15 protein-coding genes are annotated in these 17641 nt (G+C 46.2%); all 15 read right to left on the reverse strand.

Annotation, left to right across the window (positions count from 1 at the left end; all coding sequences use genetic code 11):
* Positions 1–3: 3 nt before the first annotated feature.
* The 15 genes from FC43_RS10020 to FC43_RS10090 all read right to left on the reverse strand — a co-directional run bounded on the left by FC43_RS10020 (position 4) and on the right by FC43_RS10090 (position 17630).
* A complete protein-coding gene (locus FC43_RS10020; RefSeq protein ID WP_056955550.1) occupies positions 4–666 on the reverse strand; it encodes a serine dehydratase beta chain in 663 nt (220 codons plus the stop codon).
* 137 nt (positions 667–803) lie between these two features.
* A complete protein-coding gene (locus tag FC43_RS10025) occupies positions 804–1298 on the reverse strand; it encodes an ECF transporter S component (protein ID WP_056955551.1) in 495 nt (164 codons plus the stop codon).
* Complete coding sequence (locus FC43_RS10030) at positions 1288–2124, reverse strand: PfkB family carbohydrate kinase (protein WP_056955552.1); 837 nt, start codon at positions 2122–2124, stop codon at positions 1288–1290. Before FC43_RS10030 ends, FC43_RS10025 begins: the two co-directional genes overlap by 11 nt.
* 123 nt (positions 2125–2247) lie before the next feature.
* Entirely contained in the window at positions 2248–3294 is a 1047-nt protein-coding gene (locus FC43_RS10035) for a 2,3-butanediol dehydrogenase (RefSeq protein WP_019205399.1), read from the reverse strand.
* A 213-nt stretch (positions 3295–3507) separates the two neighbouring features.
* Positions 3508–4446 (reverse strand): C69 family dipeptidase, encoded by a 939-nt coding sequence (locus FC43_RS10040; RefSeq protein ID WP_268872367.1) that lies wholly within the window; start codon positions 4444–4446, stop codon positions 3508–3510.
* Between the two features lie 576 nt (positions 4447–5022).
* Positions 5023–5751: a DUF3800 domain-containing protein gene (locus FC43_RS10045; RefSeq protein ID WP_056955554.1), complete on the reverse strand. Its 729-nt coding sequence runs from the start codon at positions 5749–5751 to the stop codon at positions 5023–5025.
* Positions 5752–6034: 283 nt separating this feature from the next.
* Complete coding sequence (locus tag FC43_RS10050) at positions 6035–7321, reverse strand: GH25 family lysozyme (RefSeq protein ID WP_056955555.1); 1287 nt, start codon at positions 7319–7321, stop codon at positions 6035–6037.
* Complete coding sequence (locus FC43_RS10055) at positions 7314–7559, reverse strand: hypothetical protein (RefSeq protein WP_056955556.1); 246 nt, start codon at positions 7557–7559, stop codon at positions 7314–7316. The genes FC43_RS10050 and FC43_RS10055 overlap by 8 nt, the downstream gene beginning before the upstream one ends.
* Entirely contained in the window at positions 7556–7870 is a 315-nt protein-coding gene (locus FC43_RS10060; protein WP_202812969.1) for a hypothetical protein, read from the reverse strand. Before FC43_RS10060 ends, FC43_RS10055 begins: the two co-directional genes overlap by 4 nt.
* A gap of 92 nt (positions 7871–7962) precedes the next feature.
* Positions 7963–10389: a glycosyl hydrolase family 28-related protein gene (locus tag FC43_RS10065; RefSeq protein WP_056955558.1), complete on the reverse strand. Its 2427-nt coding sequence runs from the start codon at positions 10387–10389 to the stop codon at positions 7963–7965.
* Between the two features lie 17 nt (positions 10390–10406).
* A complete protein-coding gene (locus tag FC43_RS10070) occupies positions 10407–10739 on the reverse strand; it encodes a hypothetical protein (RefSeq protein ID WP_056955559.1) in 333 nt (110 codons plus the stop codon).
* Positions 10726–11061, reverse strand: coding sequence for a hypothetical protein (locus tag FC43_RS10075; RefSeq protein ID WP_056955560.1), 336 nt, complete (start codon positions 11059–11061; stop codon positions 10726–10728). Before FC43_RS10075 ends, FC43_RS10070 begins: the two co-directional genes overlap by 14 nt.
* Positions 11009–12661 (reverse strand): phage tail protein, encoded by a 1653-nt coding sequence (locus FC43_RS10080; RefSeq protein WP_056955561.1) that lies wholly within the window; start codon positions 12659–12661, stop codon positions 11009–11011. Before FC43_RS10080 ends, FC43_RS10075 begins: the two co-directional genes overlap by 53 nt.
* A gap of 14 nt (positions 12662–12675) precedes the next feature.
* Positions 12676–13494: a phage tail domain-containing protein gene (locus FC43_RS10085; protein WP_056955562.1), complete on the reverse strand. Its 819-nt coding sequence runs from the start codon at positions 13492–13494 to the stop codon at positions 12676–12678.
* On the reverse strand, positions 13494–17630 hold the full coding sequence (locus FC43_RS10090) for a tape measure protein (RefSeq protein WP_056955563.1): 4137 nt from the start codon (positions 17628–17630) through the stop codon (positions 13494–13496). The genes FC43_RS10085 and FC43_RS10090 overlap by 1 nt, the downstream gene beginning before the upstream one ends.
* Between the last annotated feature and the right edge of the window lie 11 nt (positions 17631–17641).

Raw genomic sequence — 17641 nt, forward strand, 5'->3', positions numbered from 1 at the left:
CTCTCACAAGAAGGTTAAATCAGGATATTGGTGCATTAGTTGCTCCACTTGTGGGGTGGCTAGGGCTTGTCCCAAGTTCAGCGCGTAGACAGCCCCGGCCTGCCCACGCTTAATTTGGCGGCGTTTAATCGGAACCAACTGGCGTAAATGTTGGACCAATTGTCGCGCCCGCAATTGGGCATGATCAGGCGCATAATACAGGGCGAGGGGCAACGCACCGGCTAGTTGAACTGAAATCCCGTGCATCGTGACCGCCCGAATTTCAATCGTCCCACCCCCAATTGAACAACCACTGATTTGAAAATGCTGCTGACCAGCCCATAATTCGATCACCGCCGTATTCGGATGATGGATGGGACTCGGGCCACTTTCTTCGACAAAGCGTAAATCCAGCCCTGCTTGCCGAGCTAATTGGGGCGCTTGGGGAACTCGCGCATCCGCTGGCGCTAACCCCAATAAGCCGGCTGCAATTGCATAATCCGTTCCGTGCCCCCGGTGAGTTAAGGCAAACGATTCATAGTAATGAACCGTTGCCTTGTGTGGCGTTTGCCACAACAACTTCCGTGCTGCTTGGCCAAGGGCAACAGCACCTGCCGTATGCGAACTAGAGGGCCCTATCATCACGGGCCCAATAATATCAAAGACACTCCGGTAGTTACCACCCATAAGTCATTTCTCCTCATCATTTCTTCCGTTATCTTACACCCCTCCTTCACAGTTACCAACCCTTTTTAAAATAAAATTTTTATGAGAAAAACGGACCGCGACTAAAGCCGCGATCCGTGCAACCATCAATTCAACTGTCAATCCTGCCAACGAGCTTTTAAAGCCGGTAAAATCAATTGCGCAACGATAATTCCGGCCAAGCCCTGTAAGAGATTGGTCCCAATGCCTAAAAAGCCGGCCACCCAAGTATAGAGAAACGAATCAGCCAAGAAATAGCCCCCGACCATTATCAATGCCCCGACGGCCAAACTGCTCCACTGACCGAGCTTAGTTTTCCCCCATCGTTGGTAGCACCAACCAGCCAGAATCCCTTCCAAACCATGCGCTAAGAGCGAGAAGGGCGCATATTGCGCATAACCAGAAATCAGATCCAAAAAAGCGGTGCCAACCCCACCAACGATCCCACCACCAAGTGGGCCTAAGAGAGCCGCGGCAATTAAGATACTGGCATCAGAGAGATTAATATTCCCATGCGTCCACGGAATCGGCAGTAAAAAGAAGCGGCCACAAACAATGGTTAGTGCCATTAAAAGTGCCGTTAGCATCGCCCGGTAAAGTTGTTTATTTTTCATTTCGAATTCCTTCTTTCGCAAGTTGCTGCAGTAATGCGGTTAATCGTAAGCCATCCAAGCGTTCGGTGGCCGTACAAGTACGCGAAGCCGCCACTGCAAAAGCAACCCCGGCCTGGGCGGCTTGAATTGCTTTTGCGATTGGGTAGTCACATAGCAGATATCCCAGCAATAAAGCCGCAAACACGTCGCCGGTCCCGTAAAAATGGCCCGGGATCGGCGGTGCTCCTATAAAACGAAGCTGATCAGCCTCTAACCATGCACACCCGACTTGACGTTCATAATGCACGCCCGTTACGACCACCGTTAATTGCGGATGGCATGCCTGTATGGTTTGCATAGCCCGCTGAAGATCGCTGATTGCCGGTTGCCTTTGCCACGGTTGATTCACCAACCAGCCCAGTTCGGTCCAATTTGGGGTAATTACGGTTGCCTGACTCAACATTTGTTGCATCGCGGTAACCGTGGCTGAAGTCAACCCGGGGTATAATTTACCATTGTCACCCAAAACTGGATCAAGCACACGAATGGGGATGGTCATGGTCGCCAACCGCTTGCGCAATTGCATCAAAAGCTGTGCATTCCCAACGTAGCCAATTAAAAGCCCCGCAAAATTAACCGCCAGTGTTTGCCAATGTTGCAAGGTGGCGTCAATAAAAGTCGTCAGCGCTTGTTGCGCCGGCTGGCCAAAGCCTTCCGTTTGCGTTGATAACATTACGGTCGGTAGCAGGGCCGGCTGATGCCCCTGGGCGGTTAATAGGGGTACCGCCGCTAAACTCGAAATTTGATTTAAAGCTGAAAGATCCTCCATGATCAAAGCTTTCGCCATTCTCTCACCGCCCTTTAATTTAATTCTAAAATAAAATAATAAACATGAATGTAGTAATTGTCAATTTCAATTAAAAAACGCCTTCCTAAAATTAGGAAGACGTCCTTAGCGTTGGTAAATTAATTATTCACCACTTAATTCAACTAAGATCTTGGCTTGCGTCTTGTCGCTAATCAGAGTATCAAACCCTTCAGTAACAATGTCGTCTAAGCCGATTTGCTTCGTGATAATTGGTTCAACCTTAATCTTACCTTGGGAAACCAAGTCCACCGTCTTTTGGAAGGCATCCCGGGAGTAAGCAATCGTTGAAGTAACCTTAACCCCAGTGTTGGTTAACAGCATTGGGTTAAATTCAATTGGGCGAGCAAAGATCGAAACAATTACCATCGTCCCACGCGCCTTGGTGGATTCAATCGCTTGAATAAAGGTTGGTTGGACCCCGGCAACTTCAAAGGAAACGTCAACCCCGTTTGGTACCAACTTGTGAATTTCTTCCACCGCGTTGACTTCACCAGAGTTGATTACGTCAGTTGCCCCCATTTCTTGGGCCTTCTTTAACCGGTTTTCTGACAGGTCACATACAATAATCTTCCGGGCCCCGGCCGCCTTAGCTGCAGCAACTACTAAACACCCAATTGGGCCAGCCCCAAAGATTGCTACGGTTTCACCGAACCGCAGATCCCCTTCTTTAACTGCTTGAACTGCCACGGCAGTTGGTTCAATCGTAGCAGCCAACTTCAATGGGAAGTCACTTGGCAATTTGTAAACGTTGTGAGCAGGCACATTTACGTGGGAAGCAAAGCCCCCGTCACAACTCAAGCCAATAAAGGAGTAGCCGTCGTATACGTCAACATCATCAGCCCAACGTTCGTGAGTAATGGTTGGGTTAACAGTTACGTGGTCACCAACTTTCACATCGGTAACGGCTGGGCCAACCTTTTCAACCACCCCTGCGAATTCGTGACCCATCGTTAATGGGGCCAGACCACCGGTCAGTTCGTCTTGCTTTTCAACCGGAATAAAGACAGGTCCTTCAACGTATTCGTGCAGGTCACTCCCACAGATACCAGCCCAAGCCACCTTAACTACGACTTCATCGTCCTTTAATGGCTTTAGTTCAACATCTTCTACACGAATATCCTTAACACCATGCCATACAGCTGCTTTCATTATTGGTCCCTCCTTATGCGATTAGCATCATTTAACCTTGTGAATTTATAATATCACACCATATCTGTAAGCGCTACCATCTTCGCTAAAAAAGCTTTAAATTTTTTCTGACTAACTGAGCAAGCGGTACTTTTTGTCGTGTTTTTTCAAGAAGATCCTTATTTTTAGTAAGATATTAAAGAATCATCAGATAACCGAAACTCCAAAGTAAGCTTAAAGATCTTGGTGATGGACAATTTTAGTTTGCCGACTGGAATCAACAATCAATTTTTGATTCAGCTTTTCAAAGGTATTCTGAGCTAAATCCGCATTTTGTTGATTTTGTTGGGCTAAGTAATTGCTTAATGTGCTCCCGGTTAACTGTTGCGCGGTTTGGTCACTTTGCTTTAGGTTGACCTGTAGTTGGTGGTTCAATTTCTTTTGCGCCGGACGTACATCTTTGTTAATTAATTTATTCCGGTATGGATCCGTCAACACCCGGGTTAGCTTATACGTCCAGTAGGCAGAGCTTTGATCAGGTTGATCAGTGCCGCTTTGATACTGGTAAGGCGTTGTATTTACATTCGTATAGAACGGTACATACACACTGGTGGCCGGTGATGCCATGGCTAACCATTGCACACCTGCTATCTCCGCTGGCACATCATTGCGAATCTGCAAAATGTGCGACTCGACGTCGGTCGGCACGTTGATCGGCCGGTAGCCCCCGACCCATTTGCCATTGGAATCATATTTAGTGCCGTTAAAATGCGAAGCTAAGACTCGTTGGACCGTGGCAACTGAAATTTTTTGATCAGGCTTCATAAAGAGGGCCAAATCATGTTGCTTAATGCTCTGCTTTTTGCTAGGCGTTAATAAGCGCTGACCATCCCAAACCCGAGGCCAATTATAGGTCGCGTCCAACTTATTATTTGTTCCAAAGGCTTGCGCATAGTTGACCCGATTCTGCGTTACTTGAGCGAGATGATGGCGTTTAACAAACTTGGCCAAGCCTGGTGAGGCCAAGTAGTTAGCATGATCGTTTAATTTTAGAGTCCCAATTGAGGTTTGATTGGCAATGACCGCATATTTGTCGTTGGGCACCCGTACGGCCGCCCAAGTGTGACCAGAGCCGATTTCCATATACCAAATGGAATTTTTATCACTGAAAATAACCCCGTGAACTTAGTTAATAAAAATATGTAGAAATACGATCTTAATTCGAGTGGAAAACGACTGCAAAAACGCTATGTAACAACACTTGCTTAGCAAGTCATTATATTTCATACATTTTTCCATCGTATTTCCGTTGCCCCTTTTGCCCCTTGTCTGCCCCTTATGTAATAACGCAGCAGGCCCCGTAGGGTATCTGCCGCTCTCACCCATTATCTTAGCATATAAGAGGGTTTTTAGTGACAACTTATCGCGCCAATATTATTATCAATATGTAAGGAGGCCGCTTTAAAAGCGGTGGCTTAGTAATAAGAAACGATTAAAAAACCGTCCTGAAACCTGCCAAAGTTATTAAGGGGCGGTTTTGTGCTCTCTCCAGCTCTCTAGATAGCTACTCAATATGGTACAGCCCCGTTGCTAGGGCTATCAATATTACAAAATAAAAAAGGGCTAACAGCCCTTCTAGTTACTACGACTGGCCGACTACTTCCCAAAGTAGCTTACGTCCTTCCTTTTGCCGTCTGTCACAAAAGCATTGCGCGGTATCAGTCGAATTACTATAACTTCGATTTAATTTTAATGCCTTTTGTGATTGTTGTCAATCAGCTTGTAGATATCATGAGTATAACATTCAAGATTATTAGCACGATTAGGAAAATACATATTTCCATCATTAAAATATTGATTCATTATTAATGCATTAGCTCCGTCTTTTGAATCATGCTTACAAGACCTATAAACAGTATTTGCAACCATATCTGCTACCTGTACAAGATCCGATTTAGTCGAATCAACATATTTACATCCGTTAAATTCATTGATTATATTATTTTTAAGCATTAGTTCTATTTTCAAATATCCGTCAAGACTATTTAAACTCTTTACAGAACAATTCCGCTCATCTAATTGTATCGAAAGATCTTTTTGGTTATTTAGTTGCAGCAAATTTTTCAGATAGTTGCATAGAACAAAATTAAAGCATAATTCTACATTATCAAAAAAGTCATCCTTTAAATGATGATTATCTATAACTATATAATGAAATTTAACGTCAGTTTTTTTCTTCAATTCGTTAAAGATATATTTTTTCATTTTTGAAGGCATTTCTGAGCCCTTTATTTCTTTACGATAATCAAGAATCGCATAATTTTTGCTTGCATGTGTCTTCAAAAATTTTACTTTTGCTTTTTTGAAAATTCTTTTCACGTGTGATGGATTATCACTCTCTACGATTGCAATCACAAAATACCGACAGTTCCGAGATTTATTTCTCGTTATCGATCCAGACTCATCGATAAACAACACACAAATCACCTCATTATACTTTCTAATATACTATTTATTATTACAACATAAAACATCCTAAATAGCTATTAATATCCGCTATAACAATTTAAAGTGTTAACTTATGATTTGAGGATTACCCCACCACCGTGGGAAGCGGCATAGAAAAATGCCCTCCGAGTATGCTAGATGAATTTTCTATTTCATCTGTATACTCAGAGGGCATTATAGCCTCACAAGAATCTCAAAAAACGCTTTTTGTCTTTAAATTTATAGACCTTGTCCACTTAAAAGATGTCTTACTTCAATTTTTAAATGTTCCGTAGGCCTCACCAGTTTGTGCATTACGTACTGCGACATATGCATACCCGTTGGCTCGCGGTTGACGTACATATACATATCCATCGTGGCGGGACCAGGCATCGTACTTAATCGTCAATCCCGGTCCAGCATATAGTAGCGTGGTCGATAGCGGCTTGGCGCCATAGCGTAGATGGAGCCAAGTATTACTGGTAAATGTGCCACTCTCCCTGTGCCACGTGTCGCCCAGCTCATCAGTCCATGTCTTTTGGGTAGTTGGTTGCTCGGCCTTGCTAGTGCCACCTTTTGCCGCTGAGTTCGATGTTGCCGGACTCGATGGCTGCTTAGTTTCAGCTGCACCGTCCTTGATTGTCCCTGTAATATTAAGGACTTGACCAGGATGGATAACATCGTTAACGGTCTTACCATTTAATTGGGCCAATTGATACATATCTAATCCAACCCGTTGTGCAATGGCCCACCAAGAGTCACCGGCTTGGACCGTGTACGTGCTCCCCGTCCGGTTTGACTGATCTGGTTGGGTTGGCTTGACTGGCGTATCCTCTTTGACCTCACCAGTTCGAATAAAATGATCAATCAGTTCAACATTACCGTCTACACCGTACCAATTATCAGCGTACTGCCATAAGGCAACATATTTCATGCTTGGGAAGTAGTTAAAGTTTGGCCCAGTCTGGTTGGCCGTAGTGATGTACGATGCCGCCCACAGACAAGTCCCGTAGCGCTGGCCAATCTGCTCAATGTCGACGTAATGCTGCAAGTACCAGGCACCGGAATAGAGAGCCGGTTTATAGCCAGCAGCCTTAATCGTATCCATGTACGCAATGATTGCTCGGGTGTTAGCTTGGACGTTGTTAGTTGCCCCTGCCTCATAATCCAGTGCAATTGTCGACCCCTTTTTGAGGCCTACACGCTGGGCATCGCTGATGGCGTAACGGGCCATCGTCCGCGCCCAATTACTATCTGCCCCAAATTGCCCCCAGTAGTAAGCCCCAATGTCTTGGCCACTAGCCTGCGCGTTTGCGAGCTGAGCACTGGCCTTGGGATTTTGGTAATGTGCCCCCTCTAGGCCACCAGAGCCGCCCAATTTGACGATGGTAAATCGCGACCCCAAGGCATAGCGCTGTTGCATCCACCACAGGGTACTGTCTTGGTAGCTGGCAACGTCCTGACCCAACCGGCGATCGGCATGGGCTGCTGATGGCAAGGCGGCGGCCATCAAAAAAGCGCCAGCCATCAGGGCCAGCGCTTTGCGTTGTGTCTTATTCATGTGTGTCATCCTCCTTGGTCTTTACCTCACCAGCACCTTCCACGAAGCCGGCCACTGAGGCGGCTGCTAAGATCGTGTTGATAATGCCAGCGATTTGATCCCAATGCCCATACGAGAATCCGCAAGCGAGCATGATTTGTTGCGCCAAGACAATCAGCAACGTTAAAAAAGCTGCGATGGTGGTTTTGTTTAACGTACCATCGTGGTTCAAAAATTTTTGTTGCAAGTTAGTTTTCATCGTTCTTCCTCCTGCTGTGTTTCTAATCTAATCAAACGCCTTTCATGATCATCAATGGCTTGATGCATACGGCTCTCAGTCTGCTTGCGCTCTTCCATATCTGATCGCAATTGCTTGATGGTTACAATCAGCTCAGCCATTGTTTCACGCACTCCATTCATCGTCTCGTTAATGCGATCAAAATCTTGCCGTGATGACTCGCGCGCAGTGCGACTAATGCCTGATCGTGCGTAAGCTGCGATGGCAGCAACTAGCGTCAAGATCGCCACCCATTCGCCCCAATCGAGACCTGCAAAGTGATGTGGGTCCATCATAATCTCCCCTTTCTCCGTCCGCCAACCATAAAAGATTACGTACAAAAAAGCCCACCGATTTTTGTAGAGGATGCTAATAAAAATAATCGTTAGTAATAGACTGGATAACTTGGAAAGTCGCCATTACTGAGCTTGCTGGAATCAAATTCCATCGGATTGATAACAAGCGAATCCGGCATCGGGTGGAAAAACATATCTTGGAAATTCTTAATTTGTGATGCTGGTCGATTTGATAACCATTTCTTACTAGAAGGACCGGGCAAAACTTCTTGGGAAGCATTAATATATCCTGGGGTAACGAAGAAACGCTTAACTTTAAGGTGGCCTCCTTGTAAGCCATTCCAGGATAATGTTAAAGCGTGAGTATCGTATGCGCTAACATCACCAACGTTTACGTTAGCGACAACCCGATAACCGAACATTGACGTATCAACAGCCACATCTCGTCCCTCTACAGCTGAATCCATGCGGTTCGCGGTTGTCGATTGGAAATTTGAAAATCCGGCTCTTAATGTTATTGCAGACAAATCCTCTGGAGAATCAAATCGAACATCAAATCCAACCGTTAGAAGCCCCATGCCAGGGATCAAGTTGTGGTCATTACCATTAAGAGTAATGTACATTTCCCCTTTGTTTGAATCACACTGTACTTCAGAGCCGTATAAATCGTAAGTCGACCAAATCGTAGTTACGTCTTTTGAAACGAAAATTGGTACTGAATATCCCCGCACCATATTTGTAATCAGATCATCGCTGATTAGATTACGAGTAACATTAAAGTTACCGGCATGCAAATGTGGGTAGTCGCCGTTAAAGTTCCCTCTACTATTTTTGGCAATGCGCAGGTTACTGAAATCGTTGGCGTGAGCCGTGTAGAAATTGGTGACGATATCAGACTCTGCATAACCTTCAAAAACGTTGTCACGGTAGTTATTAAGGTTCTTGGTAAAACTTATCGGGACAACGGATAATGCCTTGACGCCCTTACCGTCATCATCCCAACTGCGAAGATTAAAGTGATTTCGATCTCCAAATTCAACCCGAACACCAATAATATCTTTAGCATCATAAGTTTGACCTTCTGCCTCAGGAATAGCTTCGTAATGAGCTTTGATGTTGTTCTGCGCGATATTAAGAGATGAATCATCACCTGGCGTAAGGTAAACGGATGAGTGAGCGTACCCAATTGTAGTTACGTCGATATCGTTTCCGTTGATCCAAGTATTTTTATTTGATGATAGTAGCACTCCATCATACATAATCTCTTGTACTACATTAATTGTATTGCCAAAAATATTGCCGTTAGTGACTGCAGAACGAACGCCATATGTCTTAAATTGATTAGAGCCATGTTGATAAATCTTATCTACATAGCAGTCGGCTACTCCACGTCCATCATCGCCGAGTTTTAACAGAGTAATATCCTTACCGTTATTCAAACTAGACATAGTGAAATTAGTAACATTTGAATGACTGCCGAGCTCCAGTAAGAAACTAATTCCTTGCGCTGATAAAATTGTACTTCTTTCGGAACCAATACCGACAATGCCAACGCCATCAGGGATAATAAGTCCTTTTGTGATAACATATTCACCGTCAGGAATTAAAACCCGCTTAATTGGACCGCTATCAGCCTTATCTAAAGCATCTCGGAAAGCCTTAGTGTCGTCAGTAGTCCCATCACCTACAGCACCAAAATCTTTAACGTTTAAGCCCTGTGAAATCGAAACGTTCTTCTTCAACTCATTCAATCCATTGTTGACTTCCTGCTTAAATTTTTCTGCTTCATCTTTCGTGAATAAGCCATCTTGTTTGATCTTGGTCTCCAACGCCGTCAGCCCAGCCTTGACGGTCTCCATCATGGAGTTAGTGGTTTGACCTTGAGCGTTAAGTCGCTCAATGACCTCACTTATTTTGGCCTTATAATCATCGACAATAGCTTGCAAGGCGGCTTGCTTGGCGTCAACGTCCTTTTGCCCTTGATCCAGCAGTTGTCGGATTCGCTCCTCACTATTGTGGATTAATTTATCAATCTCACCAATGTAGTAAGCTGAGGCCTTACCCATGTAGGCTACACCAGCTAATACTTTAAACCACACGTTGACCCCGCTTAAGCGCTGATCACCGTCAGAATCATCGATCAGACCGACGAAGCCGTAAAAGATCCCCTCTTGTGGGAACATTTGCTCTGGGAAGTGGTACACTACCCGGCCGGCTACGTCAGTGTCGCTCGGATCGCCAACATAGCTCACAACTGCTGCGTCGGGAGCCATGATGATTTCCCCGTCATCACCGATTGAGTAGTGCCCAACATTCCCGCGGATATACGGCTTGAGCCCCTTGACGTTTTTAAGGCTCCCCTGCTCGTACCAAGTCATTTGGAGCCCGTAGTTCCGATCTCCTACCCGGCCCTTAAAATATTCGGTAAGGTTAAAGATCTGATCGCCTTCCTTGGCCGTATCAATCGCAATCCGATAATATTTTCGGTCGTTGTTATGACTTACGTGACTTTCCATTTGTTTACACTCCTTACTTAGATAAAAATGTTTGTTGGCGTGTCGCGGACTTCGCCGTCAAAGATATACCGCTCCAGTCGAGCGATCCGTTGTTCCAGTCCTTGGTCCGCTTCTGCCCGCGCTTGGGCCTCGGTGGTATCCGCCACCCGCCGGTCGCGTGCCTCGCTGTCGTCACCCGCCTTCCGCATATTGGCTTCCGCCGCCAGCTTGCCATTGAGCTCGGCGTACATTTCTTCCGCTGTGATGGCATTGCTGTTGATTGCGTCTTCGATTTTTTTGAAATTACTTTGGGCACGATTGCGGTTATACCGATCAGTTAGTCCTACATCCTGTAAACTAATTTGCTTCACTGCTTTCACCTACCTTTCGAGTTGCTAGTTTTCCATCATCATCAACTGATAGTAGGAAAACCGTCCCATTAGGGGATCGTAATTTAAGACTGTCTACCGGGATTTTGTTCAGTAGTGGTGAGAGCTTATTTGCATCATCCTGATCGTATAGATTTCCTTTGATGGTTTGCTTTACTACCAGCGTTTTACCATTGTCTGGCGAGTACCCCTTTCCAATAACCCCGGTTTTACTGTCAACCATTAACTCGTCAACAATGATTCGTTTACCATCATCCGTCTTGACTAGCGTTGCTTTCTGATTCGTGGGATTTAAGATAGTCATCTAGCGTAGCCTCCTCATCGCTGTTCATTGTTGGTAACTGCGTTGTAGTGATATTGGATAACTGATTAATTCGCCGCTGGAGTTTTTCAAGCTGTTCCTTAGTAACCCCTGCCGACTTTTGCCGGTCATTCCATACTGACGCATCAAAAATCTTGTTTCCGAAGGTAATCGACCCTTTATTACTTGGGTCACTATTATCCAATACCTGTGTGATGGACTGGATCCTAACACTAACATCGGTCCCCATCCGGTCACGTAACCATCCCTTATTGCCGATTTTAATTTCATTGGCAAAACCGCCCACATTCTTAGTAAAACTAATCCAATCGACCGTATATTGGACATCTGGGTAGTCATGGAGTTGTTTCTTTAGCTCTGCTTTAAGAGCTCCCTCGTCCGTGATGGTATCGGAATAATATGGCTCAGCCCACCGCTTACCAATGTTTTTCTTGTTGGCTAACGGGCTAATATATTCGGCCTGACAGGTGTATTCTGGCGCTGCATCCTCAACTGTTTCTTGTGGGGCAGACGTTGTTGTTGTACTACCGGTACTTAACTTCGCTGCCATTGCTCCATTTCTCACTCCAAAATCAGGTCGCCAAGCATTAATTGATTGCTGTACTGTTCCCCGACTAGGATTAGCTGCCATCACTAACGTATTGCTATCTAGGGCTAAGGCAACATGATAGGTACCACCACGTGCACCCCAAAACAGCATGTCACCCGTCTGATATGGCGGGCCAACAACCGATCCTTGATACTCCTCATAGGTGGTTGGTTGGTGCATTGGTACCCCGAAATGGTTATACACATACGCCACAAATCCGGAGCAATCCCATCCGCTCGGAGTATTACCACCCCATACATACGGAACCCGCCCAACGAACGAACGGGTATAGCTGATAAACTCGGCCGCACCACCGCTAGCACTACCACTACCACTATCACCAGAATCGTCGGTACTACTGGTGGTTTGCTCTACCTGCTTCCCATATCCTTTAATAGCCGTTTTTACGCTGTCATAGCTTTCTGTCCATGCAATATGTGAAGCGTTAACTGCGTCGATAAATAAAAACGATCCATCGCGGCCAATGCTTTTGGCTAGATGAATCGTTTTGTTATCAAAGTAGTACTCGCAAGACCAAGCTTCGGCAATCGATGACAGAATGCTATCCGCAGCGGCATTGCCAATCTCAGCATCACCAAAATCATGGTCATCAAACTTATCATCGATTTGATACTTGAATCCCGTGTCCTTAACCACTAAATCCATGCAAGCTTTTAAAGACTGCTTGCCCTTTAACGTATCTTCCACAAACGTATCGTTTAAGTCTCGACCAATATGTGTAGCGCTAATCGCGTACACCCTGAATTCGTTATTAGGAACTGGGTTGGAAGTAGTTAACCGGTACTGCTGACCGTCTGGAGTGGTAAAAAGCGTATATGGTCCAATTAATCCTTCTGCAAGTAGATTTTGGCCAGTAGCGTTGAAGCTAAAAGAAAGCGTGGCAAGTGCATTGATCGTTGTCGTTACTGATACCCCGTAGGCTGAAACAACAGACTGCTGACCATCATAATTTTCAATCCCAATCGATAGCATTTCATCCCCGCTTTCTAGTAATAGAATCTTGTATCAAACTTCATCGTGAAACCAGAAGCTCCATCAAGATGTAGCTTATTCTCGCCAACGGCAAAATCCAAAAAGCCATGATCGCTAGAGCTGTACTCTTGCTTCCCGTTAATACTAGGAACGAATCCCAGAATCGTGACAACGTCTGACGATCTAACACCTTTAGTTAGCTTAAAGGACTGCTTAGTGGTGTTATTAGTAAGTGTAAAGCCATTCGGGGCTGTTCCTTGAAAGGTAATTTTAACTGGCCGATCGTCTGCCCTTAATGGGATCACCCCAGCATTGAAGAAAGTAAAATCAGCAGTGGTGTAGATATAGCTTGGAATCTGTTCAGTATTAAATCCCTGCCCAAATCCCCACCCGTTGTTAGGTGGATCAACCGGGTCTTGTGTGGTTGCCACCGATTCAGCAAACCCTGATGGGCAATCCAGATTAATCGTTACGTCAGACGCTCGCCAGAAATTACCGTTTTGGCTAGGGGTCACAGCTTCTGCACGACACCGCCAACGGATAAATGGAGCATACATATTAATCACGAAGAAATCTTCATCAGATCGAAAAACCCGTCTTAGCTGTAAAAGTTGAAAATTATAATCGTGAATATCCATAGCCGTGATGTCGATAACTAGTGGGATCACTAGTTGTTGTGCCTGCGTGCCAATCAAAGTGGAACCATAATTCCCAATCTGCTGGTAAGAGTGATTGTAATTAGGTAGTGGAATATCAAATTTTTTGACCCGAAAGCCCATCGCGTCTAGATCGTAGACCGTACCATCTAGTCGCTGAATGATAATCGTTGCCATCAGAATGCACCCCCTACTGGCATAGCACGGCCAACTGGTACAGCGCCGCCGTTGTTGTGGACAATAATTTCCTGAGCCCGGAAAGCCTTTTGAATTGGGTATACAACCCGTGCGATCGTATTGCCATCAAGCTGGACGGCAAGCTTAATATCCCCTTGGGCGGCTGAACCACCATTTTGACGATTATCAGCCAAAATTTGCCCAGCGTGGGGGAGAGATGCATTGGGCAGTAACCCAGCCGCTTGCTGTTTAGCTGCAGTAATTGTCTTAGCCAATCGCCCTGCCAATCCATTTGGATCAACTTGGGCACGGGCTTGGATCGCATCGGCAATTAGTCCATCGGCCGTGTCCCGACGTGGATTGATCGCCACCTCAGGTTCGCCAGGCACCTCGCCAAAAATTGATGGACGATCAGCCCAGCCGCCCAAAGCAAAGCGCCGGCCACCGGTTGGGCCCCAACCACCAAGTTTAAGGTCAGATCGCCAAGTTGAGTCGTTAAATAACGCAATCAATTGGTCTAACGGGCTCCAGATATTAGTGTGACCTGGCATGGCGTAAGTCTGGAAGGTCGGATCAATATACTGCAAGATCCCTTTAGATGGCGTGCCTTTTTTCGCGTTGGAGTCCCAGCCATTAATTGCGTCAGCTCGACCACCAGACTCATGCTTGATAACATTCATGATGTGTGACACATCACCAGCACTTAAGCTGACTTTCATCAGTGACGCCGCCGCTCGGATGAGGCCTTCGCTGACCCCCATTGCACCGATCTTCTCCATGAATTTATCGGCCATCTTCTTCAAGAAGTTACCAACCGAATGCTCAGCAATCCGGATTGATCCTTTCCCGTAGGTCTGGTTAAGCCATGGTCGTGGCAAGGCGTCTAACAATCGATCTAAGCCGATGCTGTTTTTGATCTTGTCCCAGATTTCAGTTGCGCTCTTTCCGATAAAATCAAACGCTTCTTCCAACATATCGCCGGCACTATCTAACGCACCACTGACAAAGTCGGCAATCTTAGCACCAGTCCCTTTAGCGTAGCCCGGTAGTTTTCCGCCGTTGAGGGCCATTACTTGCTTAGACTGTTCGTGCGTTAAGATCGACGTCCCGGCTGATAGGTACCGGATTTCTGGGCCCTCTTTCCCCAGCACTTCATATCCACGTGGGGTGTGGGCCAACTCAAATCCTTCTTCACCGACCAAGGCAAGTTGATCATTTACTAAGGCCCCCGTCCCAGTTGCGTATGCTTCAGTTAGCATTGGGACTTTTTGGCTGGCTTCAAATACTTTCAACACTTTATTGATCTGACCACCAAGCTTGTTCCAAATTGATGCCGTTCGACTACTCCCACTCGATACGTTTTTGTTAACCATCGAGTATTCGTTGGACGCTGCTTGGGCGTGCCCAGTTGCCTGACCATTCGCGGCCATAATAACTTTATTTTTCTGGGACTCGGCCTCGTGGACAACCTTATCATGTTGATTCTTAGCGGACTTAGTTACCTTTTTGTACTGGTCATTGGCAGCATCGACCGTATCATCACGTTGTTTTTTAGCGTGCTTAACAATATCATTATATTGTTTCTGAGTAATGGAGTGATTCTCTTTACGTTCTTTTTCAGCAAGCTTGACCGTCTGTTTGTACTTATCCTTGGCGGCTGCGATGATTTCGTTGCGTGCCTTTTTAGCAGGCTTTACCGCCGCTTCATATTGCTTTTTGGCATCCTTCTCGGTTTGCTTGAGGTCCTGCATACTGAGTTTACCTTTGTCCTTACTCAGCTTTTGCAGGATTTTGCGCTGCTCATTGGCTCCCTTGTTAACACTCTTGGTAACTTTACCGTTCGCATTCATCTGATCGCGAGCCAACTGTTCAGAGTACCTCTTATTCTCCTTTTCCAAGGCCTTGTGTAGGGCATCTTGATACTTTTTAGAGTCGGTACCATACTTCTGGGCAATCTTTTGTAACTTGGCATTAGAGCCGTTCTGTAAGGCTTCCAATCGTTGATAGTGGGCATTAGTATCATTTTGCATTTTATCTAACGACTTCTTACGTGCATCGGCTCCCCTTTGGTCGGCCTCTTGCATCTTTTTAAGCCGCTTGTCAGCTTCGGCTTGGGTCAGCATGCCTTGCTTAACCAATTGCTGGAGGTCCTTCTGGGCCTTCTTTTCCTTATCAGCATAGTATTTGTCCACCGACTTACTCATACTGGCAAAGAGTTGATCCGTCTTAGCTTTGGTATCATTAATCGACTTTTGATCAATCTCCGCCTGAATAGTCAGCTTATTCAGCTTGTTCAGGTTCGGCGATAATTTGTTACTAAGATTGTTGGTGTCGGAATCGATCTTGATCTTAGTCGAGGCGACCAGTGTCTTGCCTTTGAGCGCTTTTTGGGCAAATTCGCCGGCTTTCTCCCCGATTTTAGTTCCCAGCCACGATCCAGCGGCCGAGCCAATTGCTGTTCCGGCCGGGCCCATAAAGGATCCCGCAAAGGCACCGAGCGCTGTTCCGGCAACTGCACCGGCCGAGCCACCGATCTTTTGGCTGGTACTGTTTTTCGAGGTTAATTCCGAGCCGATCGCCATCGTTGCTGCCGCAACTGGTACTGCCTTGCCCGCAAAGGACAAAGCCCGCGATCCAAGCCCAACCGCACCAGCCGCAGTCCGACCCAAACCACCGGCACCGCCACCTAAAGCATTAGCGGCTTCGCTGGCTAAGCCAAATTCGACCATAGCGCGTTTGGCTTGACCAAGCGCACCGATAAAATCAATGATCTTCCGGGTCGCAAACAGCCCAGTTAATACGGCTGCCAGCCCAACTGCAATCTGCTTATGCTCGGCCAACGCCGAAAACATCTTAAGGACAAACCCGGTCAACTTAACGACCGCATCGGAAGCAGCATTGATCATGTTTGTCATCCGCTTTTTGCCGATCGCATTGATCATATCGTTAAGCCCGCTAATGACGTTAGCTTGTAAGTTACCAAATGCTCCTTCAAAGGTTTCGGTACTCTTGGCGGCTTCGATTGCCCCCTTATTCATCCCCAGTTGGGTAACTGCCTTATTGAATTCTTCGGCTGTAATTTCACCTTTTTCCATAGCATCACGGAAATTACCGGTATAGGCGCCGTTGTCCTTCATGGCTTTTTGCAACACTCCAGAGGCCCCAGGGATAGCATCAGCGAGTTGGTTCCAGTTTTCGGTGGTTAACTTCCCGGCCCCAGCGGTTTGGGTCATTACCATCGCTACACTTTTAAATGTTTCAGCACTACCACCAGCTTGAGCATTGAGGTTCCCGGCCGCTTCGGTCAACTCCATGTAGTTCTTGATCCCGTTGGCAGCCAGTTGAGCCGTAGTATTGGCAACATCGCCTAAATCGTACACAGTTTGATCCGCATACTTCTTCATTTCAGCAGTTGCGGACTTGATTTCATCCGATCCAAAGCCACCTAGCTTCATCGTTGACTTGAACTTGTAGATGGCATCAGAAGCGTTCATTGATTCATGCACTAATCCGCCCATTGCTCCAGTGATCATACTGATCCCACGAGTCATCAAACCACCAACAAAGGTCCCCGCAACGATCTCCTTCAAACTGGTAAAATGAGTCGCCGTCGAGTCAGCTTCTTGCTTAATCTTGCGCAGCGCCGGTGAGGCATTATCGTTTACCTGCAAATTAGTTAAGACCTTCGCGGGTACCTTTTTAAGCAACGCTTCGTAGTCGATGACTTCGCCCTTCTGCGCCTTAGTGGCCAACTCTGTCAGCACCTTCTTAGGTACTTTCTTGAGTAGGTGGTCAAAGTTTTCGATCCCAGCTTTTTGTGCATCGGCCACCAACTTGGTCTTAACTTCGTCGGGGAGGTCCTTGTAGCGTTTGACCAGCTTGATGGTCTTTTCTTCGGCTTCCTTAGTGTCAGCGTCAACTTTTTGCTTAACGGGCTTCTTCAAGGCTTCGCCCATCTTATCGTGAGCCTTTTCGGTTTTATCAACTGCCTTGTTGAGCTCTTGGCCGATCTGATCATCAATCTTTTCGCCAGCATCGTCACCAATCCCTTTTAAGATGGTATCGATCTGCTTGGCCTTCTCGCTGGCCTGGTCATTCAAGATCACATCAATATTGACTGTTCCATCTGCCGCCATGTTGGTCCCTC

It is taken from the genome of Limosilactobacillus ingluviei DSM 15946, from assembly GCF_001435775.1.
Lineage (GTDB): Bacteria > Bacillota > Bacilli > Lactobacillales > Lactobacillaceae > Limosilactobacillus > Limosilactobacillus ingluviei.

Coding starts and splice junctions, on each gene's coding strand:
- FC43_RS10055 (WP_056955556.1), bottom strand. CDS start 7,559: ATGAAAACTAACTTGCAACAAAAATTTTTGAACCACGATGGTACGTTA.
- FC43_RS10080 (WP_056955561.1), bottom strand. CDS start 12,661: ATGCTATCGATTGGGATTGAAAATTATGATGGTCAGCAGTCTGTTGTT.
- FC43_RS10020 (WP_056955550.1), bottom strand. CDS start 666: ATGGGTGGTAACTACCGGAGTGTCTTTGATATTATTGGGCCCGTGATG.
- FC43_RS10065 (WP_056955558.1), bottom strand. CDS start 10,389: ATGGAAAGTCACGTAAGTCATAACAACGACCGAAAATATTATCGGATT.
- FC43_RS10025 (WP_056955551.1), bottom strand. CDS start 1,298: ATGAAAAATAAACAACTTTACCGGGCGATGCTAACGGCACTTTTAATG.
- FC43_RS10050 (WP_056955555.1), bottom strand. CDS start 7,321: ATGAATAAGACACAACGCAAAGCGCTGGCCCTGATGGCTGGCGCTTTT.
- FC43_RS10030 (WP_056955552.1), bottom strand. CDS start 2,124: ATGGCGAAAGCTTTGATCATGGAGGATCTTTCAGCTTTAAATCAAATT.
- FC43_RS10075 (WP_056955560.1), bottom strand. CDS start 11,061: ATGACTATCTTAAATCCCACGAATCAGAAAGCAACGCTAGTCAAGACG.
- FC43_RS10085 (WP_056955562.1), bottom strand. CDS start 13,494: ATGGCAACGATTATCATTCAGCGACTAGATGGTACGGTCTACGATCTA.
- FC43_RS10090 (WP_056955563.1), bottom strand. CDS start 17,630: ATGGCGGCAGATGGAACAGTCAATATTGATGTGATCTTGAATGACCAG.
- FC43_RS10035 (WP_019205399.1), bottom strand. CDS start 3,294: ATGAAAGCAGCTGTATGGCATGGTGTTAAGGATATTCGTGTAGAAGAT.
- FC43_RS10060 (WP_202812969.1), bottom strand. CDS start 7,870: ATGGACCCACATCACTTTGCAGGTCTCGATTGGGGCGAATGGGTGGCG.